23 protein-coding genes and 1 pseudogene are annotated in these 23488 nt (G+C 71.3%); 12 read left to right on the top strand and 12 right to left on the bottom strand.

Annotated elements, in window-relative coordinates; all coding sequences use genetic code 11:
* Positions 1 to 51: 51 nt before the first annotated feature.
* Both PV734_RS10755 and PV734_RS10750 read left to right on the top strand, forming a co-directional pair.
* A complete protein-coding gene (locus tag PV734_RS10755) occupies positions 52 to 717 on the top strand; it encodes a hypothetical protein (RefSeq protein ID WP_319090745.1) in 666 nt (221 codons plus the stop codon).
* Between the two features lie 78 nt (positions 718 to 795).
* A complete protein-coding gene (locus PV734_RS10750) occupies positions 796 to 1530 on the top strand; it encodes a DUF1775 domain-containing protein (RefSeq protein ID WP_319090746.1) in 735 nt (244 codons plus the stop codon).
* Positions 1531 to 1599: 69 nt separating this feature from the next.
* On the opposite strand, the gene PV734_RS10745 is transcribed toward PV734_RS10750, so the two are convergent.
* Positions 1600 to 1959, bottom strand: coding sequence for a metalloregulator ArsR/SmtB family transcription factor (locus PV734_RS10745; RefSeq protein WP_319090747.1), 360 nt, complete (start codon positions 1957 to 1959; stop codon positions 1600 to 1602).
* Positions 1960 to 2098: 139 nt separating this feature from the next.
* Between PV734_RS10745 and PV734_RS10740 the strand changes: the two genes are divergently transcribed.
* Complete coding sequence (locus PV734_RS10740; protein WP_319289336.1) at positions 2099 to 3439, top strand: MFS transporter; 1341 nt, start codon at positions 2099 to 2101, stop codon at positions 3437 to 3439.
* A 74-nt stretch (positions 3440 to 3513) separates the two neighbouring features.
* Here the strand turns inward: PV734_RS10740 and PV734_RS10735 are convergent, their stop codons facing one another.
* The 3 genes from PV734_RS10735 to PV734_RS10725 all read right to left on the bottom strand — a co-directional run bounded on the left by PV734_RS10735 (position 3514) and on the right by PV734_RS10725 (position 6999).
* Positions 3514 to 3966, bottom strand: coding sequence for a DUF1569 domain-containing protein (locus PV734_RS10735; protein ID WP_319090749.1), 453 nt, complete (start codon positions 3964 to 3966; stop codon positions 3514 to 3516).
* A gap of 68 nt (positions 3967 to 4034) precedes the next feature.
* Entirely contained in the window at positions 4035 to 5180 is a 1146-nt protein-coding gene (locus PV734_RS10730; protein WP_319289335.1) for a M23 family metallopeptidase, read from the bottom strand.
* Positions 5181 to 5319: 139 nt separating this feature from the next.
* On the bottom strand, positions 5320 to 6999 hold the full coding sequence (locus tag PV734_RS10725) for a hypothetical protein (protein ID WP_319090751.1): 1680 nt from the start codon (positions 6997 to 6999) through the stop codon (positions 5320 to 5322).
* 202 nt (positions 7000 to 7201) lie between these two features.
* Here PV734_RS10725 and PV734_RS10720 point away from each other — a divergent pair, with 202 nt between their 5' ends.
* The 6 genes and pseudogenes from PV734_RS10720 (at position 7202) to rpmF (ending at position 10714) form a co-directional block, all read left to right on the top strand.
* The gene (locus PV734_RS10720; RefSeq protein WP_319090752.1) at positions 7202 to 8014 is read left to right on the top strand and encodes an SAM-dependent methyltransferase; all 813 of its coding nucleotides are present in this window, start codon (positions 7202 to 7204) and stop codon (positions 8012 to 8014) included.
* Between the two features lie 75 nt (positions 8015 to 8089).
* Positions 8090 to 8461 (top strand): DUF6479 family protein, encoded by a 372-nt coding sequence (locus tag PV734_RS10715; RefSeq protein ID WP_319090753.1) that lies wholly within the window; start codon positions 8090 to 8092, stop codon positions 8459 to 8461.
* Positions 8462 to 8670: 209 nt separating this feature from the next.
* The gene (gene tgmA, locus PV734_RS10710) at positions 8671 to 8862 is read left to right on the top strand and encodes a putative ATP-grasp-modified RiPP (protein ID WP_006378039.1); all 192 of its coding nucleotides are present in this window, start codon (positions 8671 to 8673) and stop codon (positions 8860 to 8862) included.
* Positions 8863 to 8877: 15 nt separating this feature from the next.
* Positions 8878 to 9810, top strand: a pseudogene (gene tgmB / locus PV734_RS10705) (ATP-grasp ribosomal peptide maturase); the annotation flags it as partial.
* Positions 9799 to 10494 carry a GNAT family N-acetyltransferase gene (locus tag PV734_RS10700; protein ID WP_319289366.1) on the top strand — a complete coding sequence of 232 codons (696 nt, stop codon included), beginning with the start codon at positions 9799 to 9801 and terminating at the stop codon, positions 10492 to 10494. The pseudogene tgmB and the gene PV734_RS10700, both read left to right, overlap by 12 nt.
* A gap of 55 nt (positions 10495 to 10549) precedes the next feature.
* Positions 10550 to 10714: a 50S ribosomal protein L32 gene (gene rpmF / locus PV734_RS10695; RefSeq protein ID WP_319090754.1), complete on the top strand. Its 165-nt coding sequence runs from the start codon at positions 10550 to 10552 to the stop codon at positions 10712 to 10714.
* A 42-nt stretch (positions 10715 to 10756) separates the two neighbouring features.
* Here the strand turns inward: rpmF and PV734_RS10690 are convergent, their stop codons facing one another.
* Both PV734_RS10690 and PV734_RS10685 read right to left on the bottom strand, forming a co-directional pair.
* Positions 10757 to 11500 (bottom strand): TIGR03943 family putative permease subunit, encoded by a 744-nt coding sequence (locus tag PV734_RS10690; protein ID WP_319289334.1) that lies wholly within the window; start codon positions 11498 to 11500, stop codon positions 10757 to 10759.
* Positions 11497 to 12543 (bottom strand): permease, encoded by a 1047-nt coding sequence (locus PV734_RS10685; RefSeq protein WP_319289333.1) that lies wholly within the window; start codon positions 12541 to 12543, stop codon positions 11497 to 11499. The genes PV734_RS10690 and PV734_RS10685 overlap by 4 nt, the downstream gene beginning before the upstream one ends.
* A gap of 119 nt (positions 12544 to 12662) precedes the next feature.
* Between PV734_RS10685 and PV734_RS10680 the strand changes: the two genes are divergently transcribed.
* From PV734_RS10680 to PV734_RS10670, 3 genes are all read left to right on the top strand, one after another.
* The gene (locus PV734_RS10680) at positions 12663 to 13070 is read left to right on the top strand and encodes a helix-turn-helix transcriptional regulator (protein ID WP_319090757.1); all 408 of its coding nucleotides are present in this window, start codon (positions 12663 to 12665) and stop codon (positions 13068 to 13070) included.
* Positions 13071 to 13160: 90 nt separating this feature from the next.
* Positions 13161 to 14264 carry a serine hydrolase domain-containing protein gene (locus PV734_RS10675; RefSeq protein ID WP_319289332.1) on the top strand — a complete coding sequence of 368 codons (1104 nt, stop codon included), beginning with the start codon at positions 13161 to 13163 and terminating at the stop codon, positions 14262 to 14264.
* Between the two features lie 13 nt (positions 14265 to 14277).
* Positions 14278 to 14967 carry a nucleoside/nucleotide kinase family protein gene (locus PV734_RS10670; RefSeq protein ID WP_319289331.1) on the top strand — a complete coding sequence of 230 codons (690 nt, stop codon included), beginning with the start codon at positions 14278 to 14280 and terminating at the stop codon, positions 14965 to 14967.
* Positions 14968 to 15033: 66 nt separating this feature from the next.
* On the opposite strand, the gene PV734_RS10665 is transcribed toward PV734_RS10670, so the two are convergent.
* The 6 genes from PV734_RS10665 to PV734_RS10640 all read right to left on the bottom strand — a co-directional run bounded on the left by PV734_RS10665 (position 15034) and on the right by PV734_RS10640 (position 23445).
* Positions 15034 to 16872: a hypothetical protein gene (locus PV734_RS10665; RefSeq protein ID WP_319289330.1), complete on the bottom strand. Its 1839-nt coding sequence runs from the start codon at positions 16870 to 16872 to the stop codon at positions 15034 to 15036.
* Positions 16873 to 16885: 13 nt separating this feature from the next.
* Positions 16886 to 18595, bottom strand: a complete 1710-nt coding sequence (locus PV734_RS10660) for a hypothetical protein (RefSeq protein ID WP_319289329.1) — start codon at positions 18593 to 18595, stop codon at positions 16886 to 16888.
* A 2-nt stretch (positions 18596 to 18597) separates the two neighbouring features.
* The gene (locus PV734_RS10655) at positions 18598 to 19500 is read right to left on the bottom strand and encodes a carbohydrate ABC transporter permease (protein WP_319090762.1); all 903 of its coding nucleotides are present in this window, start codon (positions 19498 to 19500) and stop codon (positions 18598 to 18600) included.
* A complete protein-coding gene (locus tag PV734_RS10650) occupies positions 19497 to 20417 on the bottom strand; it encodes a sugar ABC transporter permease (RefSeq protein WP_319090763.1) in 921 nt (306 codons plus the stop codon). Before PV734_RS10650 ends, PV734_RS10655 begins: the two co-directional genes overlap by 4 nt.
* 298 nt (positions 20418 to 20715) lie before the next feature.
* Positions 20716 to 22038 (bottom strand): ABC transporter substrate-binding protein, encoded by a 1323-nt coding sequence (locus PV734_RS10645; protein ID WP_319090764.1) that lies wholly within the window; start codon positions 22036 to 22038, stop codon positions 20716 to 20718.
* Positions 22039 to 22314: 276 nt separating this feature from the next.
* Positions 22315 to 23445: an ROK family transcriptional regulator gene (locus PV734_RS10640; RefSeq protein ID WP_319289328.1), complete on the bottom strand. Its 1131-nt coding sequence runs from the start codon at positions 23443 to 23445 to the stop codon at positions 22315 to 22317.
* Positions 23446 to 23488: the final 43 nt, after the last annotated feature.

Raw genomic sequence — 23488 nt, 5'->3', positions numbered from 1 at the left:
CCTGAGACCCCGTCCCTGCCCGGCAGCCTCATGGTTGATGATGGGCGGGTCATGACCATGCTCCGTACGCCGACGACGCGCTCCGCGCCACTGCCCGTGTTCCGGGCAGCGGTGTTCGCCGTCGTCGGTACGGTGCTCGGGGTCAGCGCGCATCATCTGGTCGCCGGGGGGCCGGCTCCGTGGCGGTCGAGCGTGGCGGCGGCGGTGCTGCTGTTCGCCGTGGGGCTGGCCGGTACCCGGCGCCCGCGTTCGCTCGCCGCGGTGGTGGTGACCAGCGCGACGGCGCAGACCGGGCTGCATGTGTGGCTGACGGCCGTTCACGCACGCCCGTCGGGAGCCACGTCCGCGGTCATCCCCATGACCGCGCACGCTCATCGTGCGATGTCCGCCCACGGCACCTGGCCCGGGCGGCCGCACGACTCGGCGGCGATGACCGCCCTCCACGCCGTGGCGGCCGTACTCGTCGCCGTGCTGCTGCACCGCGCGGACGCGGCCTGCTGGTCCCTGGCGCGCGGTCTGACCGGGGCCGTCGACGCGGTGCGGGCGCGGATCGCCACCGTACGGGCACTGCTCGACGGCCTGCCGGTGCCGACCGGGCGCGGATCGCGGGCACGCCGCCCGCGCCGGACGGAGCCGCCTCCCCTCTGGGCCGGGCTCCTCGCGAACGTGGTCGTACGGCGAGGTCCGCCGCCGGCGGGGTCCGTCCACGCCCACTGACCCTGCCGGAACGTCCCGACGCAGATCGAGATCGGCCGTTCCGTGCCACCGCACGCCCGGAAAGACCCGGAGACACCCATGTTCACTGCCCCCGTCCAGCACGGCACCGCGCGACGCCTGGCCCTCACGGCCGCCGCGGCAGGCGCCCTCCTCCTTCTCACCGCCGTACCGGCCGCCGCCCATGTGGAGGTCGAGTCCGACAAGGCCCAGGCGCTCGCGGAGAACGTCGAGATCTCCTTCGACGCGGAGGCCGAGTCCGACACCGCGGGGATCGCCGCGGTCCGGGTGATCCTGCCCGCGGGCATCGCGCCCGGCGACGTGACCTACGGCGAAGGCCCCAAGGGCTGGAAGTTCTCCGCCGCCGACGACGGCTACACGATCAAGGGCCCGGCCCTGAAGGCCGGTGTGAACGCCGAGTACTCCGTCGTCGTACGACAGCTCCCCGATGTGAAGGAGCTCGCCTTCAAGTCGCTGCAGACCTACAGCGACGGCAAGATCGACCGCTGGATCGAACTCGACGAGAGCAGCGAACAGCCCGCGCCGGTGCTCAAGCTGAAGGCCGCCGCACCGGGTGCGAAGCCGGTCAGCCCGTCGCCGAGCGCTACCGCGTCCGAGTCGCCTTCCGCATCCCCTTCCGCGCCTGCGTCCGAGTCGCCGTCCGTGACGTCGACGTCCACGGCCGAGGCCACGGAGGCGACGAGCGACGACGACGGCATGTCCGCGGGGGCCTGGATCGGCATCGGGGCGGCTGTGGTCGTGGCGGCGGGTTCGGCGTTCTATGTCGTACGACGCCGGGGCGCGACCCAGGAGTGACAGGCACCGTCAGCCTGTCCGGCGTTTGAGGACAGGCAGGGGCGGCGGGGCGACACAGCCCCGCCGCCCTCAGTCGTGCGGCGCGCTGCCGCTGACCCGGTGGTCGGCATGGCTCAACGCCTCCATCACCAGCCGCCGCAGATGCCCGTCCCGCAGGCTGTAGTGGACGTGACGGCCTTCGCGCCGCGTCTCCACCAGCCCCGCGAGCCGCAGCTTCGCCAGATGCTGACTGACCGCCGTCCGCGACGCCTCGCACCGCTCGGTCAGCGAGCCGACGTCCGACTCCCCCTGCGCGAGCAGCCACAGCAGATGGAGCCGCGTCGCGTCGGACAGCAGCGCGAACACCTCGGTCGCCTCCGCGAGACGCGCGCTGTCCGGGGCACGCAGGTGCGCGTCGGCCGCGGTTGGCAGGGTCTCGTGAGCCGGCATGCCCTCAGCGTAGAGGCAGGACGGGCTCGTCGAGAGCGTCGGTGTACCGATTCCCGCATCGACATGTGCGCAGGTGCGCACCTATGGCTAGAGTGGAGTCGGACCGCGCCCGCTCCCCGACCGGCCAAGGGACCGCCGCATGCTCTCCGTACTCCGCAACCGCACCTATCGCCGCCTCTTCACCGCCCAGGTGGTCGCCCTGACCGGCACCGGCCTGGCGACGGTCGCCCTCGCGCTGCTCGCGTACGACCTCGCGGGCGCGGACGCCGGTTCGGTGCTCGGCACCGCGCTCGCGGTCAAGATGGTGGCGTACGTGGTGATCGCCCCGGCCGTCGGCGCGGTCGCCGACCGGCTGCCGCGCCGCGCGCTGCTGGTCACGGCGGACCTCGCACGGGCCGGGGTCGCACTGTCGCTGCCGTTCGTGGACCAGGTCTGGCAGGTGTACGTCCTGATCTTCCTGCTCCAGGCGGCGTCGGCCGCGTTCACGCCCGCCTTCCAGGCCGTCATAACGGACGTACTGCCCGCCGAGCGCGACTACACCCGGGCCCTGTCCCTGTCCCGGCTCGCCTACGACCTGGAGAGCCTGTTCAGCCCGGCCCTCGCCGCCGCCCTGCTGTCACTGATCACCTACAACCGGCTGTTCCTCGGCACGGTGGCCGGATTCCTGGCCTCGGCCGCCCTGGTCGCCTCCGCCGCACTGCCCGAACCCACCCGCACCACCACCCCTCGGACCGGCGGTGCCGACGCGAAGCGGGCCGCGGGCGCCCGCCTCTTCCTGGCCGTCCCACAGCTGCGCGCCCTGCTCGCCCTCGATCTGGCGGTGGCCGCCGCGGGCGCCATGGTCACCGTCAACACCGTGGTCTACGTCCGCGATGAGCTCGGCCGCGGCGCGGGCGACGTACCGCTGGCGCTCGGCGCGTTCGGCGCGGGCTCGATGGTCGTGGCGCTGCTGCTGCCCCGGCTGCTCGACCGGGTCACGGACCGTGCCGTGATGCTGCCGGGCGCCCTGCTGCTCACCGTCGTCTTCGTCGCTCTCGGCGCCATCACCTCGGCGGGCGGCGGCAGTTGGCGCTGGCCCGCGCTGCTGGCCGGCTGGGCGGCGTTCGGCGCGGCCTGCTCGGCGGTGCTCACTCCGACGGGGCGGCTGATCCGCCGGGCGGCGCCCGCCGAGGCGCGCACCTCGGCGTTCGCGGCCCAGTTCTCCCTCTCGCACAGTTGCTGGCTGCTCACGTACCCACTGGCCGGCTGGCTCGGCGCCACGGCCGGGCTCCGGTCCGCGGTACTCGTCCTGGGCGCCGTCGCCCTGACCGCCGCGCTGCTCGCCGTACGGCTGTGGCCGGCACGGGAAACGGCGCCGGTCGAGCACGAGCACGCCGGTCTCCCTGTCGGGCATCCGCATCTGGCCGACGCCCGACGGGTTCACGGCGGCTGGCGGCACAGCCACCACCCGCTCCTCGACAGCCTGCACGCCCACGGCTGACGGTCCGACGCCTCCCCGCCATGCTCACCCTGCCCAGGAGACGGGCCACGAGCACCCCCGGTTGCGGTCAGGCGTCAGGCATCGACCAGTCCGGGAAGGTGCTCGGCGAGATGCATGGCGTGCAGCCGCGCGAACTCGTCGTGCGTACAGCGTCCGTACGCGGGATGGGGGGCGTGCGGCCCCGTGTGGCCGGCGAACAGGGCCACCGCGTCCGCGAGGCCTGCCGCGGCCTCCGCCGCGGGCAGGCTCGGGTCCAGTGCCGGGGCTCCGTCGATCTCCGCGCCGAGCGAGTGCTTCGTCGCTCCACGGCTCAGGAAGATCCGCTTGGCCAGGGCGCCGGCCGTGGCCCGGAACAGGGCGGGCTTGAGTCTGGGGTATCCGGTGACGGAGTAGCGGACGGTCTGGGCACAGTGCTGCAGCGTCTGCGAGAGGTTCCAGGGCCCGCCCGGAGCCAGCAGGTCGGGGGCGGGGCGGTCGAGGTCAGAGCGCAGCCGCTCCGTGAGCTCGCTGAGGGTGGCTGAGGTCATGGCGTGAGCGTACCCGCCTGCGAAACGACCATTTCGTTTCGCATTCTGTCGCCCTGTGTGCCGCCGCGTCAGCCGGGAGTCGCCAGCCACGGCTGCGGGTCCGCGTAGTAGCCGTCGTAGATCACCTCGAAGTGCAGGTGCGGCCCGGTGGACAGACCGGTGGAGCCGACCCGGCCGATCACGTCACCGGCCGACACCGCCTGGCCGGCGGTGACGCCGAGCACGGACAGATGGCTGTACGTCGTCTCCAGGCGCTTGCCCTCGATCGTCCCGTGGTCGATGACGACGCGGTTGCCGTACGCCCTGGTCATCGCCGCGAAGACCACCCGCCCCTGGCGGGCGGCGTGGACCTCGGCGCCCTGGGGCGCGCCGAAGTCCACGCCGGTGTGGAGTTTGGTCACGCCGGTGAGCGGGTGCTGACGCGATCCGTAGGGCGAGGTGACGACGAGGGTGCTCACGGGTGCGGCCAGGATCGCGCTCGCGGGTCCGCCGCCGGTCGGGGGCTCCCGGTCGAACGCCTCGTAGCGTGGGAGCAGTTCCCTCACCTCGGCGAGGTAGGCCCGCGCCCCGGCGGGCACGCGTCCCGCCGCGGTGACCTCGTGGATACCCACGGCGTACGCGGCGAGGGTGAGGTCCACCAGTTCGCCGTTGACGGTGCCCTCGGTTCTGAGATCCGTGATCTTCCGCGCGAGGGAGCAGTCCTGGCGGCCGAGCGCCATGATGGCGTCGGCCTCGTCGTGCGGCGAGGCGGTTCCGTTGCCGTCGTCGTCCCTGCCCCAGGTCCGCCACTGCGCGGCCGTGAACCCGGCGATGCCCTGTTCGCCCGAGAGCTCACCGGTGTCGTCGCGCCAGCCGGTGAGCTGGTCGATCTGGGCGGCGAGCACGGACGGCGCGACGACCGAGCAGGCGGCGGCCCTGCGCAGCCACGGCCCGTAGGTCTCGTTGACGCCGCCCCCGGCGCTCTGCTGCGGATCCGCGTCCGAGGGGCCGTCCCCGGGCAGACCTCCCGTCAGGGCGAGGAGACCGGCGACCGCGGAAAGGGTCACCAGGCAGGGCAGCACCATCAGGGTGAAGAAACCCGGACCGCGTCGGCGGGGGCGCTCCACGGGCTGTTCCCGCTCCGGAGGGTCTGCGACATCCTGGGGCGTCCCGGTCTGCCGCACGGCGGTCGGTGTCTCGTGCGGTGGTGTCCCGACGGCGTTGTCGTCGCTCACTCAACCGGCCGTTGCGGGGAGTTCCTCGTACTCACGTGCGGACGTTAGCGCCGTGTCGACCGCTCGTCAGCGGACCCGGGGGCAGAGCCGGAGGCAGCTGTGGGCGCTCTCGGGGCAGGCCCGGTGTGTCCGGCGTCCCTCAGCAACAGCCCGGCTCGGTACCGCCCGTCCCGACGTCCAGTCGGCAGAAGCAGGATGCCTCGATCGGGACGTCCGCCAGCGCGAGGGCGATCTTCAGTTGCTGGGCCACGATCCGAGCCTCGCGTTCCCTGCCCAGACGGACCAGACACTCATGGAAGCCGTGCAGGGCCCAGACGTTGCCGGGGTGCTGCACCGCGCGCGGCAGTGTGTCGTCGAGGCCGAGGTCGGCCCGGTAGACGGCTTCCGCCTCGGTGACGCGTCCCTGTTCGAGGAGCAGGGCCCCATAGGCGTGCCGGGTGGGCTGCATCCAGCCCCAGGGCTCGTCGTAGGGAAGGTTGTCGTCCAGTTCGATCGAGCGCTCCAGGGCGGCGAAGGCGGCCTCGTGGTTGCCCTTGCGGTACTCCAGTTCGCCGTCGAGCATCGCCGACGCGACGGCGAGGATGTCGGGGCAGGTGTTGTTGAACAGCATCCGGGTCTCCGGGATCCGGGTGAGCGCCGAGCGGAACAGTTCGCGCTCCGCCTCGGCCTCGGCGATCCGGCCGGTGGCGGAGAGGGCGACCCCTCGGGCGTACCGGAGCATGGCCGTCGTCACGCAGTACAGCGACGGGTCGGCGGGGAGCGGCAGTTCGAGGATGTCCGACCAGCGGCCGAAGCGGATCAGCACATGGACCCGCATGGCGAGAAAGCCCTCCAGCCAGTCGGCCATGGGCGGGCTCTCCACGCGCAGGAGTTCCTCCGGGACGGCGGCCTCCAACCGTGCGGCTGCCTCCAGCGCGGTCCTGGACTGTCCCAGGAACATCGCACCGTAGATCCTGAAGTGGTGGTTGTGGGCCCGGTAGAGGGTGTAGAAGTTCATCGCGCCGGACCGGGCACGGAACTTCTCGTCGGCGGCGATCGCCGTGCCGTTGTCGGCCACCACGCGCCGGTAGTCGCCGCAGAGCACGTCCAGGTGTGTGGGCATGTGCTGCAGGTGGCCCGCGTCCGGGACCAGGCCGCGCAGCCGGTCCGCGGCGGGCAGGGCGGTCTCCGGGGCGGAGGACATCTCCATCAGGTGGATGTAGAAGTGCAGGAGGCCCGGGTGCTGTGAGCCCGCCCCGGTCGCGATCGCCCGTTCCAGGACCGCCTTCGCGGCGAGGGTGTGGGCGCCCTCGGCCGGTTCACCCGTGCGTACGTCCCAGAGCTGCCAGGGCGTCAGGTTCATCAGCGCGTCGGCGTACAGCGCGGCGATGTCCGGGTCGTCGGGGCTGAATTCGTACACCCTCCGCATGCGGGCGGCGTAGGGCTCGTTCCACACCGAGCAGTCCTCGACGGCCTCCGGCTGCGGGTAACGGGCCCGCAGAGCGCCGATCAGGGCCTGCTCGACGGGCGTGGCACCGGACGCTGTCCGCCGGGCGCGTTCGACGGCGGCGTGGGTGCGGGCGACGGTCCGCGCGAGGTCCTCGCCGTCGAAGAACTCCCAGGGTTTGTTGTAGTTCGGGCCGAGGGCGTAGGCGATGCCCCAGTGGGCCATGGCGCAGTCGGGGTCCGCCTCGGCGGCGGCCTCGAAACAGGCGACGGCCTCCTCGTGGTGGAAGCCGTACGTCCACACCAGGCCCCGGTCGAACCACTTCTGGGCCTCGGCGGAGGACGTCGTCACTGGCCGCCCGTGGGTGCCGAGATCGTAGCCGTAGTCGTCCATCCGTCTCTCCCACCGCTCCGGGGCCTGTCCGGCGAGCCTAGAGGCCGCCGTCGGCAGCCGTCCGCGTCCGTTTCCGCCGCCTGCCGCCCTGGCCGCGGGGAGCCCGGCCCTAAGATCACCCTCGTAGGCGCGAACGATGTTGACGACTCAGGTGGGTGTCAACGTCCGTGCGGGACAAGGGAAGTGAACGAGAGGAAGCGCCGTGAGCGAGCAGGGCGGCACGTCAGAGGGTCAGAGCCGGCTGGACACCTCGGTGGCCCACAACGCGCGGGTGTGGAACTACTGGATCGGCGGCAAGGACAACTACGTCGTCGACCAGGCGGTCGGTGACCACATCGACGCCATGTTCCCGCTGATCCGCAGTGTGGCCCGCGCGGACCGCGCCTTCCTCGGGCGCGCCGTGCGTTTCCTGGTCGCCGAGCGGGGAGTCCGGCAGTTCCTGGACATCGGGACGGGACTGCCGACGGTGGACAACACCCATGAGATCGCCCAGCGCCTGGCGCCCGAGTCACGGATCGTGTACGTCGACAACGACCCGATCGTGCTCGCGCACGCCCGCACGCTGCTGACCGGCACGCGCGAAGGGGCCACGGACTACATCGACGCGGATATCCACCGCCCCGACACCATCGTCCAACGCGCCTCGCAGACGCTCGACTTCGACCGGCCCGTCGCCGTCATGATGCTCGGCATCCTGAATTTCGTGCTCGACACGGGCGAGGCACAGGACATCGTGCGCCGGGTCATGGCATCGGTGCCCTCGGGAAGCTGCCTGGTCCTCACCCACCCGACGACCGACCCGGACCTCCACGGCGAGGGCAACGTCGAGGCGATGAAGTTCTGGAACGAGAACGCCACTCCGCCGATCACCGCGCGTCCCCGTGCCGAGGTCGCCGCTTTCTTCGAGGGCCTGGAGCTTCTCGACCCGGGACTCGTCTCCTGTGCGCGGTGGCGCCCGGAGAGCGACTCCGCGGACACTCTTCCGCAATTCGGCGCCGTCGCTGTGAAGCCCTGACCGACAAGAAAGGGACAGCGATTCCACAGGCTCTTTTCGGACGCGCATTCATAGGCCGTCGGCGATAATCGCCATATGAGTACGACAACGTCTGAACTACTGGCCGCGTCGAGCGATCTACTCAACGTAACGGCCGCATTTGTCGCGGGCCTCTTCATCGCTGGTGCACTGATCTGGGCCTTCTGGTTCGGCATGCGGGTACGGGACCGGGAATCCGCCCGGCCCCGCCCCGACGAGCAACCCACCCTCCCGCCTTCCGGGCCCGTCCACGAGCTCCGCGAGATGAGGGAGCCCGACGAGATGCCGCGCGCGGCACAGGAGCGGGAGCGGCTCATGCCGCACGAACTCCACCACGCGTCGACGAAACGGCGCGGGGACCAGCAGCGCGGACGCTGGGATCCCGGGTCCAGCGGGTCCTTCGGCAGTGGCGGCCTGGGGCGCCACTGAGCCGTCCTCGACCTTGGTCCGCGGCTCTCGACCGGGGGCGCGGCCCGCGGAGGTGTGCCCGGACGCGGTTACCTTCAACAGGAGGCAACCATTCACCCGTTCGATTCGTATAACTCCTTGGAGGCGGGGCACAGGGAACTGGACAGTTGTATTTCCGGAGCTCCACCGTCCACTTGACCGACGTCGTCGTCGCCGATCGAGGAGAAGCGATGCAGCTGTTCGTCCTGAACTACGCGCGCCCGGCTGACCAGTTGGAGGTGAGCACTCCGTACAGTTACGACTGCGCACTGCAGTTGAATGTGCTTCCGGGCGGGCGGATTGCCGCTCACGACCATGCCGTGATGCGTGAATTCGGATCCACCACATCAACTGCCGGTTCCAAGACGCACTTCGATGACTGACCCGGGCCTGACGCGATGACGGTCCTGGTTCTGACGTCCGAACAGGATGTGACGGCGGATCTCGTGGTGGCCCGGCTGAACAGCACCGGGATTCCCGTGGTCCGGCTCGATCCCGCCGATCTGCCCGGCGAGGTCGCCCTGTCCGGCGAGTACGCGCACGGCGCCTTCCGCGGGTATCTCTCCGTCGGCGGCAGGGTGGTGGGCATGGACGGACTGCGGTCCGTCTGGGTACGCAGACCGGGGGTGCCGGGGGCGCGCGCCGCCGCGCCGTCCGACTGGCTCACGGAGGAGGCCTCGCAGGCCTTCTACGGCATGCTCCGGGGTGCCGGCGCACGCTGGATGAACCATCCCGACGCCGCCGCGCGGGCCCGCCACAAGCCCTGGCAGCTCCATCTCGCGCAGCGCAGCCGGCTGCCCGTTCCGCCCACCCTGATCACGACGTTCCCACAGGCCGCCCGGGACTTCTCACGGCGTTTTCCCGACCTGGTCGTCAAGCCCGTCTCCGGTTCGCACCCGCAGGAGCCGCCCAGGGTGGTCCCGACGAGCCGGGTGGCGCCCGACGTCGACTTCGCCGCCGTCGCGTTCGGGCCGACCCTGCTGCAACGCCGGGTCGACAAGCGGGCGGACATCCGGCTGACGGTGGTCGGCGACCGCGTACTCGCCGCCCGCAAGGCCGTCGCACCCGACGCGCACCCCGACGACATCGATGTCCGGTTCGCGCCCTCGGCCGAACCGTGGCGGCCGACCGACGTGTCGCCGCGGCTCACCGAGGCCGTGCACCGGTATCTCCGGGAGGCCGAACTCGCCTATGGCGCCTTCGACTTCGCGGAGGATGCCGACGGGATCTGGTGGTTCCTCGAGTGCAACCAGTCGGGTCAGTTCGGCTTCGTCGAGATGGACACCGGCCAGCCCATAGCCCGGTCGGTCGCCGACTGGCTGGCCGGGGAACGCGCCCCGGACCCACTCCCGAGCGCCCATGTCCCCCCGGGGGCAACCCACTTCGACGGGGCACGTCCACTCCCCCTGCGGACCTTCGGGCCCGACGTTCTCACCCTGGCCGACGAACTCACCGACGCGTACGTCGAGATCTTCACCGCCCCGCCATGGAACGACCGGGACCCCGAGGAGACCCGGGTGAGGTTCCGCGAGCGACTGGAGACGGACGCGCACCGCCCGGGCTTCCGCGCCGTCCTCTCCTTCGCGGACGGTGGCGGAATACGGGGGTTCGTCACGGGCTGGACCACCGAGGCCCCGTTCCGCACCGACCGCGCGTACGGCAGGGTGACCGACCTGCTCGGCGCGGAGCGCGTCGACGAGCTGCTGGTGGGCGCCTTCGAGATCGACGAGCTGGGGGTGCGGGCCGACGCCCGGGGCACCGGCCTGGGACGTCGACTCCTGTCCGCGCTCACCTCGGCCGCACCGGGCGGCCGGGCCTGGCTGCTGACCTGGGACCAGGCGCACGACACGGTGGCGTTCTACCGCCGGACGGGCTGGCGGGAGCCGGAGCCCCTGCCCGGCACGGAGTCGGACGTCGTGGTGTTCCTGTCCCCCTCGCCCTCCGTATCCCCCTCTCCCGGCTCCCCTTCCTCGCTCGCCTGCGGTTGCACCGCCCCGTGCGAACTCAACTGTTAATGGGATCCATTTTCATGTAGCGTCCTGTCTCGCTTACCGACCGAGGAGGATTCCCATGGCCGTTCCCAAACGGAAGATGTCCCGCAGCAACACCCGTCACCGCCGCGCCCAGTGGAAGGCGACCACCACACAGCTGGTGCCGGTCACGGTCGACGGGGTCGCGCACATGGTGCCGCAGCGGCTGGTCAAGGCGTACGAGCGGGGGCTGCTCCGGCCCTGACCCGCGGGCCCCGCCGACACTCCCGGCCCGCGCCTCGGCGCCTCAGTTGTTCCAGCTCTCGTCGTACGGGTCGCGCGGGGTCGGGACCGGCTTGGCCTCGGCGATGTCGAAGAACGGGATGACGCCGTTGTTCACCGGGTCCCTGGTCAGCCGGCCGGTGTACGTGCCGGTGAGTTCGAGCCAGGTGTCCGGTTGCAGGACCGGGGGGATCCGGCCGGTCAGACCGACCTTGACCGGCTGGGCGTCGGCCGCACAGCAGTTGAGCGCCATCCGCACGAGATACGGGGTGCCCTTGCCGTCGAGCGCGACGAACCCGGTGATGGCGATCCTCCGGTCGCCCAGCGAGCGTCCGTGGTCGTAGGCCGCGCGTCCGGCGTAGTCGACCAGACTGAGGCGTACGGGGTCACCGGAGGGCAGCGGCGGGTAGGCCAGCGGCGCCTGCAGGGCCGTACCCGTGCGCAGGGCGCTGTAGGAGCCCAGGGCGGGCGGGGCCACCAGGATCAGGGCGAACAGGGGCAGCACCAGCAGCCAGGAGACCCGCGGTTCACGGTGTGCGTGGGCCTCGCCCTCGGGACCGTGGACCCCGGTGTCGGCGGGGCCGGTTCTCGCGTGCTTCCGCTCGTACCAGACCGTCGTGAGCGCGGCCACCATCAGCACCGCGCCGGCGCCGACGACCATCGGCTGGAGACCTGCCTTGACGTAGCGCAGGTAGAGGTCGGTGGTGCCGGCGTGCACCATCGCCCCGCCGACCAGGAACAGGACGACCGCCTGTGCCTGCCGGTTCACAGGAGCACCGTCCCGACAAGGACCGCCGAGGCCACGGCCATGACGAAGGTGGCCGGTGCGAAGCGGAGGGCGAAGCCGCGGCCGAAGGTGCCCGTCTGCATGGCGAAGAGTTTGAGGTCGATCATCGGGCCAACCACGAGGAACGCCAGCCTGGCCGTCAGCGAGAACTGGGTCAGGGACGCGGCGACGAACGCGTCCGCCTCCGAGCAGATCGACAGCAGCACCGCGAGGACGGCGAGCGCGAGGACCGCCACCACGGGGTTGTCCGCGGCGAGGCTCAGCCAGCTCGCCGGGACCATGGCCTTCAGGGTGGCGGCGGCCATCGCGCCGACGACCAGGAAGCCACCCGCGTGCATCACGTCGTGCCGTACGGAGCTCCAGAACGCGGCCCACTTGCCGAGGCCCTCGTCCAGGGGATGGGCCGGCGGGCGCAGCCAGTCGGTGCGGCCGAGCCGCTGCCAGAGCCAGCCCATCGCACACGCCGCGAGCAGGCTCGCGGCGAACCGGGCGACGACCATCTCCGGCCGGCCGGGGAACGCGATGGCGGTCGCCGTCAGCACGATCGGGTTGATCGCCGGGGCGGACAGCAGGAACGCCAGCGCCGCCGCCGGGGCGACACCCCGCCGCACCAGAGCACCGGCGACCGGCACCGACGCGCACTCGCAGCCGGGCAGGATCGCTCCGGCCATCCCCGCGACCGGTACCGCGAGAGCGGGCCTGCTGGGCAGGGCACGGACGAAGAACGACGGGGGTACGAACACCGCGAGCAGCGCCGACAGCAGCACGCCGAGGACGAGGAAGGGCAGTGCCTGTACGACGACGGCGACGAACACCGTCATCCAGCTCTGCATCACCGGCTCGGACACGGCCCGGCGGATCGGTCCCTGCAGGGCGGCCATCAGGATCAGCAGCATGGTCAGGACGAGCGGCGAGCTGAACTGCCAGCCCTGCGGCTCGCCCGTCACCTTGCCCTTCGCCGCGTCCGGCGGTGCCTCCGTGTCGCGGTGGCCGGCCCCGGGCGGGGCCGCTTTGGTGATGCTCACGGGTGAGGTACCTCCGGGCGTGGCCGTGCTGTGTGCGTGCGTTCCCTACCACTTCAGTACGCCCGGACGGGCATGGTTGCTCATTTTGCGAGATCCAGGAACGGGCTAAGTTGGCGCGTATGCAGTCCTACACCATTGGTCAGGCCGCCCGTCTGCTGGGCGTGAGCCCCGACACCGCGAGGCGGTGGGCGGACGCGGGCCGGGTGAAGACCCACCGCGACGAGGGTGGGCGGCGGCTGATCGACGGACGTGATCTGGCCGCCTTCTCGATCGAGCTGGCCAACTCCGGCACGGGCACCGGCTCCGGCGAGGACGAGCCGTCGTACACCTCGGCCCGTAACGCCTTCGCCGGCATCGTCACGGCCGTCAAACTCGGTGATGTCGCCGCGCAGGTCGAGATCCAGGCGGGCCCGCACCGGCTGGTGTCGCTGCTGACCCGGGAGGCCGTGGAGGAGCTGGGTCTGGAGGTCGGGGTGGAGGCGACGGCCCGGGTGAAGTCGACGAGCGTGCACATCGACCGGACCTGACGCGGGAGCGCGGCCGGTGCGCTCACGGACCGGGCGGCGGGCCGGAATTAATCGGTGGCCGCCTCTGCGGGGCTTGGCTACGGTCGCCGCATGGTGGAGACATTCGGCACGTGCACCGACCGGTTCGCCCCCGTACGCGCGGCGTTGGCGGCGTCGCTCGACGACAGGGACGTGGGTGCGTCGGTGGCGGTGTTCCTCGACGGCGAGCCGGTTGTCGACCTGTGGGGCGGCCACGTCGACGAGGCGCGTACCACCTTGTGGGAGCGTGACACGATCACCAACACGTGGTCCACGACGAAGACGATGACAGCGCTGAGCGCCCTGGTCCTGGCCGACCGGGGTGAACTCGACCTGGACTCACCGGTGGCCCGTTACTGGCCGGAGTTCGCCGCGAACGGCAAGGAAGACGTCCTGGTACGGCAGCTGCTGGGCCACACGGCGGGCCTGCCCGTCTGGGACGCGCCGATGACGGTCGAGGACCTCTACGACTGGCCCCTCGCCACCGCCCGGCTCGCCGCGCAGGCCCCGGCCTGGAAGCCCGGCGCCGAAGGCGGCTACCACGCCGTCACGTTCGGCCATCTCGTCGGCGAGGTGGTCCGCCGGGTGACCGGCCGTACCCTGGGTGCCTTCTTCGCCGAGGAGATCGCCGGGCCGCTCGGTGCCGACTTCCACATCGGGCTGCCCAGGGAGCACGACCACCGCGTCTCGCCGGTGATTCCCCCGGCCGAGCGTCCGCTCGACCCGGACGCGGCCCCGGGCAACCCGCCCATCCTGGCCGCCACCGCCCACACCGAGGCCTGGCGCCGCGCCGAGGTCCCTGCCGGGAACGGCCACGGCAACGCCCGCTCGGTCGCCGCCGTCCAGTCGGTCCTGTCCTGCGGCGGCACCGCACGAGGCGTACGGCTCCTGTCGGAGGCGGGCTGTGCTCGCGCCCTGGAGGAACAGTTCACCGGGACGGACGCGGTGCTGGGCATGCCCATGCGCTGGGGCATGGGGTACGCCCTGAGCGGCGACCAGCTCCCCAACCCCCGCACGTGTTCCTGGGGCGGCTGGGGCGGTTCGATGGTCCTGGTCGACATGGACGCGCGTCTGACGGTGGCGTACGTCATGAACCGCATGCTCGACGCGGACGGCCTCGGCGACGACCGGGCCTTCCTGATGATGGCGGCGGCCTACGAGGGGCTGTCCGGGTGAGAGACTCGGCCGCGTGGAACACCCCTTCGTCTCCCCCGCGCCCACCTTCGACGGCCTCCTCGGCCGCGCCCGGGCACTGCTCCGGGACGACCGGCGGGCCGTGCTCGGTATCGCCGGGAGTCCTGGGGCGGGCAAGACGACGCTCGCCGAGCGGCTCGTCCGGGCACTGAACGGCGACGGCTCGCCCTGGGCCGCCCATGTGCCGATGGACGGCTTCCATCTCGCCGACGTAGAGCTGGAACGGCTCGGTCTGCGGGACCGCAAGGGCGCGCCGGAGACGTTCGACGCGGCGGGGTACGCGGCGCTGCTGCGGCGGCTGCGTACGGACGGGCAGGGGGCGAGCGACGGAGAGATCGTCTACGCGCCGGGGTTCGAGCGGGTGCTGGAGCAGCCGGTCGCCGGTGCGATCCCGGTGTTTCCGTCGGCGCGCCTAGTCGTCACCGAGGGCAACTACCTTCTCCTCGCGGAGGGTTCGTGGGCGCGGGTGCGTGCCCAGCTGGACGAGGTGTGGTTCTGCGAGCCGGCCGAGGACGAGCGGGTCCGCCGGCTCGTCGCCCGGCACGAGGAGTTCGGCAAGGACCACGCCTCCGCGCTCGCGTGGGTCCGGGGTACGGACCAGCGCAACGCCGATCTGGTCGCCGCGACCCGGGACCGGGCGGATCTGGTGGTGCCGGGGTCGCTGCGGTACCCGACCGCCGGGTGATACGAGGCCGAGCAGTGCGCGGGTGAGCCGCTCGGCCTCGTACGTCCTGCTTCCCTCGGGCCGCCCTCAGTCGAGAAGCGTCAGCTCCGGCTCTCCGTGGACGTCGCCCGCCACCTCGCCGATCAGCGCCGTGAAGGCCTCCGTGCGCACCCGCAGGCCTTCCGGCGTCGCCTCGAAGACCGGGGCGAAGGTGCCGTCCCCGTCGGCGCCGTACCGTACGGCGAAGACGGTCAGCCCCTCCGGTGCGCCGGGCGCCGGGTCGGCCTCCAGCGCGGTGGAGGTGATCAGGTGGCGCCATCCCTCGTCGGGGTTGCCGTAGCCGCGCGGGTCGGCCGCGAGGGCGAAGGCCGCCTGTTCCTGGGTCGTCTCCGTGCGGGCGTCGAAGTGGTCCACGCCCTCCGACAGGGGGTGCGTCAGACGCAGGGGGCCCGCGGAGGTGACGCCGACGGCCTCCGCCGTCCTGCGGACCCGGTCGCCGTCGTCGGTGGCGTACGGCAGTCCGGCGAGCAGGTAGGGCGTGCCGTCGAGGTGTTCCACGGCGACCGTGACCCACAGGGTCGTGCCGTCCGTGACGTACAGGGACCGGAGGTGGCGCAGTACGTGGTCGCGGCCGACGACGGGCTTGGTGACCAGCTTGGCCGCGAGGCCGGCGGTGCGCACGTCGCGTACGCGGACCTCGCCCATGGGGCGGCACAGCAGGAAGCCGTCCGTCACCGGGCCGAAGCCGTGCTGTCGGCCCACCGCGGCCGGCAGATGGTAGGTGCCCGCCGCCTCGACGAGTGACGGGGTCATCCTGTCGTCGAAGGCCACCGAGACCGTGCCGGCGCGGAGTTGGTGGCGCGAGGGCCGGGTCGAGGGAGTGCGGTGCCAGGGGGTGGTGTCCTGGATCTGCCAGACCAGCATCCACGCGAAGTGGCCGTCGATGCCGCCGTCCTCCTTGACCGCGTGGCGGGCCCAGCGGCTGTCGCCCCGGTAGCGGCCGAGGTCCGCGCCGAGGCGGGCGCCGAAGTAGCGCAGTCCGAGGACGGACTCGAAGGCGGAGTGCTGTTCGCTGTAGCGGGGGCCGCCGTTGTCGTAGCCGCCGTTCGTGAGGCGCGCGTCGATGTAGCCGGCCAGCGCGTCGCCGTCCTCGGCGAAGATCTCCTCGCCGCTGATCCGGTGGGCCTGGGCCAGGAAGGAGAGGGAGATCGGGCCGTAGTTGTTGTCGTAGGCGCCGCCGTGCTCGGGAGGCAGGGCCGCGCCCCGGTCGCTCACCCGGTGGGCACGGATCCTGTCGACGTACAGCGAGACCGCGCGGGACCGCACCGACTTCCCCTCTTCCGGGGGGAGATGGGGCGCCAGCATCAGACCGCCGACGACGCAGCCTATGGCCTGGTTGCCGGCCTCCTGGGGGTTGAAGAAGGTCGCCTCGGTCAGCCAGCGCCAGTATCCGCGCGCCAACTCGACCAGTTCCGCGCGCTGTTCGTCCCCGACGAGCCCCTCGGCCGCGTCCAGGACGTTCACCGCCTGGAGCAGCGCCCACACCGTGCTCGGCCAGTCGCCGATGGGGTGGGCGCCGGACTTCAGTACGTAACGGGCGTACGGGAGACCGGAGTTGCGGAGCCTCAGGTTCGGGTAGCCGGGATTGTCCTCGGTGTAGACCCGCTCGCGCAGGTGGAAGGCGAGGCTGCGGTGCACCGCCTCCGGCAGCCGCGGGTCCTTGCCGCGCTGCCAGGCGAACGCGAGGAGCGAGGTGATGCCGAGCGAGGTGTCGCCGATGTCGTCGACGCAGTCGGGGTGTTCGAGGCTGCCCTCGGGGGTGAGGCGGGCGAGGGCCTGCTCGGTGACGTCGGCGAGCACGGCGTCGTACGCCTCCGGAGTGTCCGGCAGGTCGTGCAGCGGCCCGAGCTGGCGTGGGAGGTGCAAGGAGATCAGCCCTTCATGCCTGAGATGTGGCGCGCAGTGTGAGGGTCAGGGTCTGCGGTCCGTACCCACCGAGGTAGACGCGGTTCCCGGTCGTCGCGTCGGTGCCGCCGACCACGGTGTAGTCCTGCCCCGGGTCGTAGCGCGGTACGTCGCTCCGGTCCGGTCCGGCGAGCGGTTCGCCGGTCTCGACGGCGGCCTCGACCCGGATCTCGTCGTCGCCGACGCGGTAGGTCAGCGGTCCGGTCGTCAGGCACCAGCGTCCGTCGCCGATCGGGACGGCGCCCTCGGGTACTCCGCCCGGCCGGAAGGTCAGTTCCAGGGCCCAGGGCACCCGGGGGCCGCTGATGTCGATCCGCAGTTCCGCGCCGTCGTCGCGCAGGTCCACCTCGACGCGGGTCGTGTGGGAGACGTCGTCCCGAGGGCGCTCCGGGAAGGCCATGGCGGCCGAGAAGCGTCCGTCGTCCACCAGTTGGTAGTCGCCGTCGTCCCGTCTGCGGTCTCTCGGGAGCGGCTGGTAGTAGGCGGCCGTGAGGGTTTCGGTGAGCCGGTAGCGGCTCTCGGCGAGCTGCCGCATGTCGGCGGCGCGGAACGGGCCCAGGTCGAAGAACCCGCGCGAGAGACGGACCGCGTCGAGGACGGCGGCACCGGCGAACAGGCGCAGGAAGGTGGGGTTGCAGGCGAGGCCCGAGCGGACGCGCCGGTGCTCGGGGACGTCGGAGCCGCCGTACACCACGGTGTGCGCGTCGGCGGAGGCGCGGGTGGCGAGGCGGGCGGTGGTGAGGTAGCTCTCGCGCGGCAGGCCCTCCGCGTCCGGGGCGGGCAGGGCGCGGCACAGCTCCGGGGTGAGGAGGGTCCGGGCGAGCAGGTCGGGGTCTTCGATGCCGTCGGCGGCCGCCAGGCGGGCCGCGCGGGCGAAGTCGCCCCGGCCGGTGCGGATCGCGAGCAGCCGGTAGTGCGGCAGGTAGGGCCACAGCGGGAACGACAGCCGCTGGTCCTGGCGGCGCGAGTGGACGGTCTCCACCGTGCCGTCCGGCCTGATGAGGTCCAGGGTCGTGGCGAGGTTGCGTTCGACGGCGTCCAGCAGGTCGGTACGCCCGAGCACCTCGGCCAGCAACAGCAGTGAGGGGTTGGTCACCTGGGACGCGTAGATGGCGCTGCGTTCCGAGTACAGGCCCTCCGCGTCGATGTCGACGCCCTCGGCGAGCCACTCCTCGACGCGGTCGAGCAGCCGGTCGTCGGGGAACGACCGGTGCAGACGGGCGAGCGCCGCGCTCAGCTCCCAGCGGTGGTTCGGGGTGTGCACGCCACCGGTCAGGAGACCGGCGGTGGCGGCGCCGGCGATCTCGGCGAGCGCTGCCGCCACCTCGCCCAGTTCCGGTCCCGCGTCGGCGGCGAGGACGTACGCGTCGCACACGTCGTTGACGGTGAACGCGGAGTCGGGCGGTGACTGGACGTTGTCGCCGCCGGCGAAGAGACCGGAGGGCGTCTGCACGGCCCGCAGGGCGCGGAGGTGGGTCGTCGCGGCGGCGACCGCCTGTCCGCTGCCGTGCAGTGCCGAGTCCGGGGAACGGTATGCCGCTGTCAGGGTTTTCACCCGCCCCGCCAGACCGCGGTGCGGCACACCGACGGGTTCCACGTCCGGGTCGGCCGCCAGGGGGGCGGCCGACCGGTCGGCGGCGCGCGCCACCGAGCGGACGAACTCGTGGTCGAGCGGGGTGGGCAAGGTCAGTCCTTCAGTCCGGCGTTGATGTCGGCGCCCATGACGTAGCGCTGGAAGACCAGGAAGACCAGGATCAGCGGGATCATGGAGATGACCGAGGCGCCCAGCAGCACCGACCAGTTGATGTTCTGCGCGCCGACGATGCTCTGGATGCCGATCTGCACGGTGAACTTGTCGGGGTCGTTGAGCATCAGCAGCGGCCAGATGTAGTCGTTCCACCGCCACTGGAAGGACAGGATGGCCAGGGTCAGCATGATGGGCCGGGAGAGCGGCAACATGATCCGGGCGAAGATCGCCAGCTCACGCGCGCCGTCGATGCGTGCGGCCTCTACGAGTTCGTCGGGCACCGTCAGGAAGAACTGGCGGAACATGAAGCAGCCGGTCGCGGTGAGCACGGCCGGGAGGATGATGCCGGCGAAGGAGTTGTAGAGGCCGAGGTTGCGGACCACCAGGAACTCGGGGGCGAGCATGACCTCGCCCGGCAGCATCGTGGTGGCCAGGATGCAGATGAAGAACGCCTTCAGCCATTTGTTGTCGTACTTCGCCAGCGCGTACCCGGTGCAGCAGCTGACGCCCACCGTGAGGATCGTGGTGATCACACACACGATGGCCGTGTTGATGAAGTACTGGGAGAAGTTGGCGCTGTCCCACGCCGCCTTGAACCCCGACAGGGTGGGGTTGTGCGGAACCAGCGTCAGCGGATACGAGAACAGGTCGCTGGCCGGCTTGAAGGAGCTGAGGACGAACCAGAGCACCGGGAACCCGTACAGGCACGCCATGATCCACAGCAGTGTCGTCGGGGCGATCGCCCGCCGGAGCCCGCCGCTGTTCGCCCCGCGGGGCCGCTTCTTGGCGGCGGAGCGCTTGGCGTCGGCGTCGAGCGGTCGTGGCATGTCTGTGGTTGTCATCGGTTCTCCACCCGTCGGTTGACGACCAGCTGGACGATCGCGACGGCCATCAGGATGAGCATGAGCACGAATGACGCGGCGCTCGCGTAGCCGATCTGGCCGCGTTTGAAGCCGGTCTCGTAGATGTACTGGACGAGCAGGTTGTTCGAGGAGCCGGGTCCGCCGTTGTTGAGGGCGACGAACACCGGGTATTCCTTCATCGCGTTGATCGTGTTCAGCAGGATGACGATGAACGAGGTGGGCGCGATGCTCGGCAGCGTGATGCTGAAGAACTGGCGCCAGGGGCCGGCGCCGTCGAGCGAGGCCGCCTCGTAGTAGGAGACCGGTACGTTCTTGATCGCCGCGATGAACAGCAGCATCGAGAAGCCCGTCCAGGCCCAGGACGCCGCCATCACGACCACGATCAGCGACAGGTCCGCGTTCGACTGCCACGGAACGGCGCTGCCGCCGAACTTCTCGATGACGTAGTTGACCAGTCCGAAGTTCTCACCGAACATCCACCGCCACAGGACACCCACGACGATGGGCGACAGCAGCCACGGAATGAAGAAGAGGACGCGGGCGACCGACCCGCCCTTGGCGTGCTTGCTCACCAGCAGGTTGGCGGCGAGCAGCGAGACCGCGAAGTTCAGCGGTACGAAGAGCACGGCGTACAGCAGCGTCCGGGTCAGCGCGTCGTAGAAGGTGGAGTCCCCGAACAGGTTGCTGTAGTTGTCCAGTCCGATGTACTGGAACGCCCCCACACCCGTGTAGTTCGTGAACGAGTAGACGAGCCCGATCACCGCCGGCCAGACGAAGAACAGCGCGAAGAGCACCACATTGGCCGCGATGAGGACGAGCGGCGCGAGGGTGTACTTGTTGCGTCTCCTGGACCGGCTCGGCGGGCTCGCGGACACGTCCGAGGCGCGTTTTGTCATCTTCCTGACTCCGTGCTGGTGGAAGGGATTCCTGTGGGCTCACGCCATGAGCCCGGCGTCGCGCGGGCGCCCGGGCCGGGCGGCGGGGTCGAGACTCCGCCGCCCGGACCAGGGCCTGTCGTCACATTCCCGTCGTCCGCCCGGAGGGCGGGCCGGGCGGCGTCAGGTGCGTGCTCTCGGCGTGCCGGGCGCGGGCCCTCGTACTGGTTGTACGTGGGCCTGTGCCCGGTGCGGCGAGTGTGCGTGCATGGCGTCGCCCGGCAGGCGGGAATGTGACGACAGGCCCCAGGGCCTGCGATCAGCCGCCGACCTGCTGGTTGTAGCCGGCGACGATGTTCTCCAGGGCCTTGTCGGCCGACTGCTGGCCGTTGATGGCCTTGCCGAGCTCCGTCTTGGTCGGGTCCTCGGTGAGGCTCTTGCCCTTCAGCACCCAGTTGGTCTGCGCGCCGTTGAAGTAGCCGGAGATCGGGGCGTAGAGCGGGATCGACTCGTTGTAGAGCTTGAACGCCGCCTGCGCCGCCTCGGACTTGAAGGGGTACGTCGGGTTCAGACCGCTCTCGACCGGCAGGAAGCCGGACGCCTCGCACAGCGCCTTGTAGTGGGCCGGCTCGTACAGCCAGGACAGGAACTTCTTCGCGGCGGCGGACGCGTCGGCGTTGTTGTTGAAGCCCACGACGTTGCCGCCGCTGTTCACGTCACTGGCCTGCACCGGCTGGGCCGGAGTCGGGACGCTCGCCCACTCGAACTTCTTGATGCTCTCCGCGAAGGCGGGAACCTGCCACACACCGGACCAGTAGGCGACGACGTCACCGCTCTGGAACATGGCGGACGGGTCGGCGCCGCTGGTCCACACCGACTTCGGCATGGTCTTGTCGTCGTTCCAGCCGACGAAGGTGTTCACGGCCTTCTTGGTCGCCTCGTCCACCGAGAACTTGCCGGAGTCGTCCGCGTGGACGTACTGCCCGCCCATCTCGTACACCATGGCGCGCAGTCGCGACGGCGACTGGTCGAAGGTCAGGGAGTACTTGGCCTTGGCCTTCTCGCGGACCTCGTCCGCCGCCTTGATGAAGTCGGTCCAGGTCCAGGTCTTGTCGGGCGAGGTCGGGAAGGAGACGCCGGCCTTCTCGAAGAGCGTCTTGTTGATGTACAGGCCGGACGCGGTGACGTCCGAGGGGATGGCCAGCACCTTCCCGGAGGAGTCCTTCGCGAGGAAGTTGGGGTTGATCTTGTTGGTCTTGTTGTCGGCGATGGAGGCGAGGTCGATCAGCTTGTTCGACCAGATCGGGTCCAGCGCCGGGACGGCCGCGACGTCGGGCAGGGAGTTCGCCTGCGCGGCGTTGTGCAGCTTCGTCGTGTAGCCGTCGTAGGGGATGTTGACGAGCTTGACGGAGACGCCGGTTTCCTTCTGGTAGTCCGCCACCGACTTCTTCCAGCCCGCGTCCTGCCCCGGAACCGTGGAGATCCAGAACGTCAGCGACTTGGACGTACCGCCCGAGTCGGAGTCCCCTCCGCAGGCGGTGAGGAGCAGGGCACCCGCCGTGGCAACAGCAGCGAGGGGAGCCAGGCGGCGCATGCCGCCGGGGCCGATTCGGCGCGAGCGCCGTACACCCACAGTGGTCATCTTCGATCCCTTTTTTCGTCGTAGGAGACGGAGCACGGCACCGACTGAGGCGGTACGGGTGCATTTTGCAGGAATAGTCGCTTTCCGGGGGCGCGGCCTCGCCCGGCCACGTCGTCCACGCGGGGCGGGATCCCCGGCCGTCCAGGCCGTCACCGCACGGGCACGCCCTCGTGCGGTTGCCGTACGTCAGTACGGGCGGGAGGCTCACCCCAAGTCGGCGTCCCGGCCGACTTAGAAAGCGCTTGTCCGGACATTGGCAGACCGAGTCCGAAACCGTCAATCCTTCGCCCGCGCTGCCTGGGTCACGGTTTGGACTCCTCTGGCGACCGCGAGCCGTGCCGCACCCACCACGGTGCCGAGATCACCGACCTGACTGCTCACCACCTCGGTGGGCCAGCTCAGCCGCTCCAGCTCGGCCCGCACACCGGGCAGGAGCTGTGGAAACGAGCCGGTGCTGCCGCTCAGGACGAGCAGTCCGGGGTCCAGTACGGCGGTCACGGCGGCGGCCAGCCGGCCCACGTCCACCGCGTGGCGGTCGACGACGGCGCGGGCCCCGGCGCTGCCCTGCTCGGCCAGCAGAAACAGCCGTTCGACGGTACGCGGGCATGAAACGTCGGATTCCGGCCAGGCTTGGGCGGCCCTGCGCAGCAGTGAGCGGGCGCCGATGTACTCCTCCAGGGCCTCACGGCGGGGCTCCAGGGCGTCGTCCCAGGGGTACGGCAGCCGGGCGAGCTCTCCGGCCGCGCCGTTGGCCCCGGCGAGCACCTGGCCCCCCACGACGATGCCGAGACCGATACCGACACCGATCCGCAGATAGCCGAAGGTGTGCCGGCCGCGCGCCGCGCCCTCGTAGAGCTCGGCGAGCGCGGCGCAGTTGACGTTGTTCTCCAGGTGGACGGGCACTCCGGGCGGCAGCGCCACGGCCATCGCGTCGAAGACGGGTCCCGCCTTGGCGGTCGCCGGACGCACGGTGCCCTCCTCGGCGCGCGCGGTGACGTCACCGACGGCCACCACGATGGCGCGCAGCGGAGCGTCGGCGGGGAGCGTGCCCAGCGCTTCGCGCACCACCTCGGCGGCCTCGTCGCGGGAGCCGGTGGCCTCGGCGAGCAGGGTGCCGTCCAGGGCGCAGCCACGCACCCGGGTCAGGGCGGGGCCGAGGTCGACGGCGAGTACGGAGCCCGCCGCGGGACCGAGTGCGTACACGGCGGCGGAACGGCCGGTGCCGCCGGAGGCGATGCCGGAGTGGGCGGCGAGCCGGGCGCTCTCCAGCTCCGCCACCGCGGAGGACACGGTCGGCTTCGACAGCCCCGCCAGACTCGCGAGCTGCGGCCGGGTGGCGGTGCCCGCCCCGGCCAGCACGGCGAACACCGCGCTCGCGCTCTCGGTCAGGCGGGGGGCCTTCGCCACTTCATGGTCCACAGTTGTCCCCCAGGTCGAGGGCCGCGCTCCC

This window comes from Streptomyces sp. AK08-02 (assembly GCF_033795085.1).
GTDB classification, from domain to species: Bacteria; Actinomycetota; Actinomycetes; order Streptomycetales; family Streptomycetaceae; genus Streptomyces; species Streptomyces echiniscabiei.
Note: the sequence above shows the minus strand (reverse complement) of the source record. Positions and strands in the feature narration are given on the sequence as shown.

Excerpts from the sequence above, each read along its gene's own strand:
- PV734_RS10755 (WP_319090745.1), top strand. The coding sequence starts at position 52 with ATGACCATGCTCCGTACGCCGACGACGCGCTCCGCGCCACTGCCCGTG.
- PV734_RS10750 (WP_319090746.1), top strand. The coding sequence starts at position 796 with ATGTTCACTGCCCCCGTCCAGCACGGCACCGCGCGACGCCTGGCCCTC.
- PV734_RS10745 (WP_319090747.1), bottom strand. The coding sequence starts at position 1,959 with ATGCCGGCTCACGAGACCCTGCCAACCGCGGCCGACGCGCACCTGCGT.
- PV734_RS10740 (WP_319289336.1), top strand. The coding sequence starts at position 2,099 with ATGCTCTCCGTACTCCGCAACCGCACCTATCGCCGCCTCTTCACCGCC.
- PV734_RS10735 (WP_319090749.1), bottom strand. The coding sequence starts at position 3,966 with ATGACCTCAGCCACCCTCAGCGAGCTCACGGAGCGGCTGCGCTCTGAC.
- PV734_RS10725 (WP_319090751.1), bottom strand. The coding sequence starts at position 6,999 with ATGGACGACTACGGCTACGATCTCGGCACCCACGGGCGGCCAGTGACG.
- PV734_RS10715 (WP_319090753.1), top strand. The coding sequence starts at position 8,090 with ATGAGTACGACAACGTCTGAACTACTGGCCGCGTCGAGCGATCTACTC.
- tgmA (WP_006378039.1), top strand. The coding sequence starts at position 8,671 with ATGCAGCTGTTCGTCCTGAACTACGCGCGCCCGGCTGACCAGTTGGAG.
- rpmF (WP_319090754.1), top strand. The coding sequence starts at position 10,550 with ATGGCCGTTCCCAAACGGAAGATGTCCCGCAGCAACACCCGTCACCGC.
- PV734_RS10680 (WP_319090757.1), top strand. The coding sequence starts at position 12,663 with ATGCAGTCCTACACCATTGGTCAGGCCGCCCGTCTGCTGGGCGTGAGC.
- PV734_RS10675 (WP_319289332.1), top strand. The coding sequence starts at position 13,161 with ATGGTGGAGACATTCGGCACGTGCACCGACCGGTTCGCCCCCGTACGC.
- PV734_RS10655 (WP_319090762.1), bottom strand. The coding sequence starts at position 19,500 with ATGACAACCACAGACATGCCACGACCGCTCGACGCCGACGCCAAGCGC.
- PV734_RS10650 (WP_319090763.1), bottom strand. The coding sequence starts at position 20,417 with ATGACAAAACGCGCCTCGGACGTGTCCGCGAGCCCGCCGAGCCGGTCC.
- PV734_RS10645 (WP_319090764.1), bottom strand. The coding sequence starts at position 22,038 with ATGACCACTGTGGGTGTACGGCGCTCGCGCCGAATCGGCCCCGGCGGC.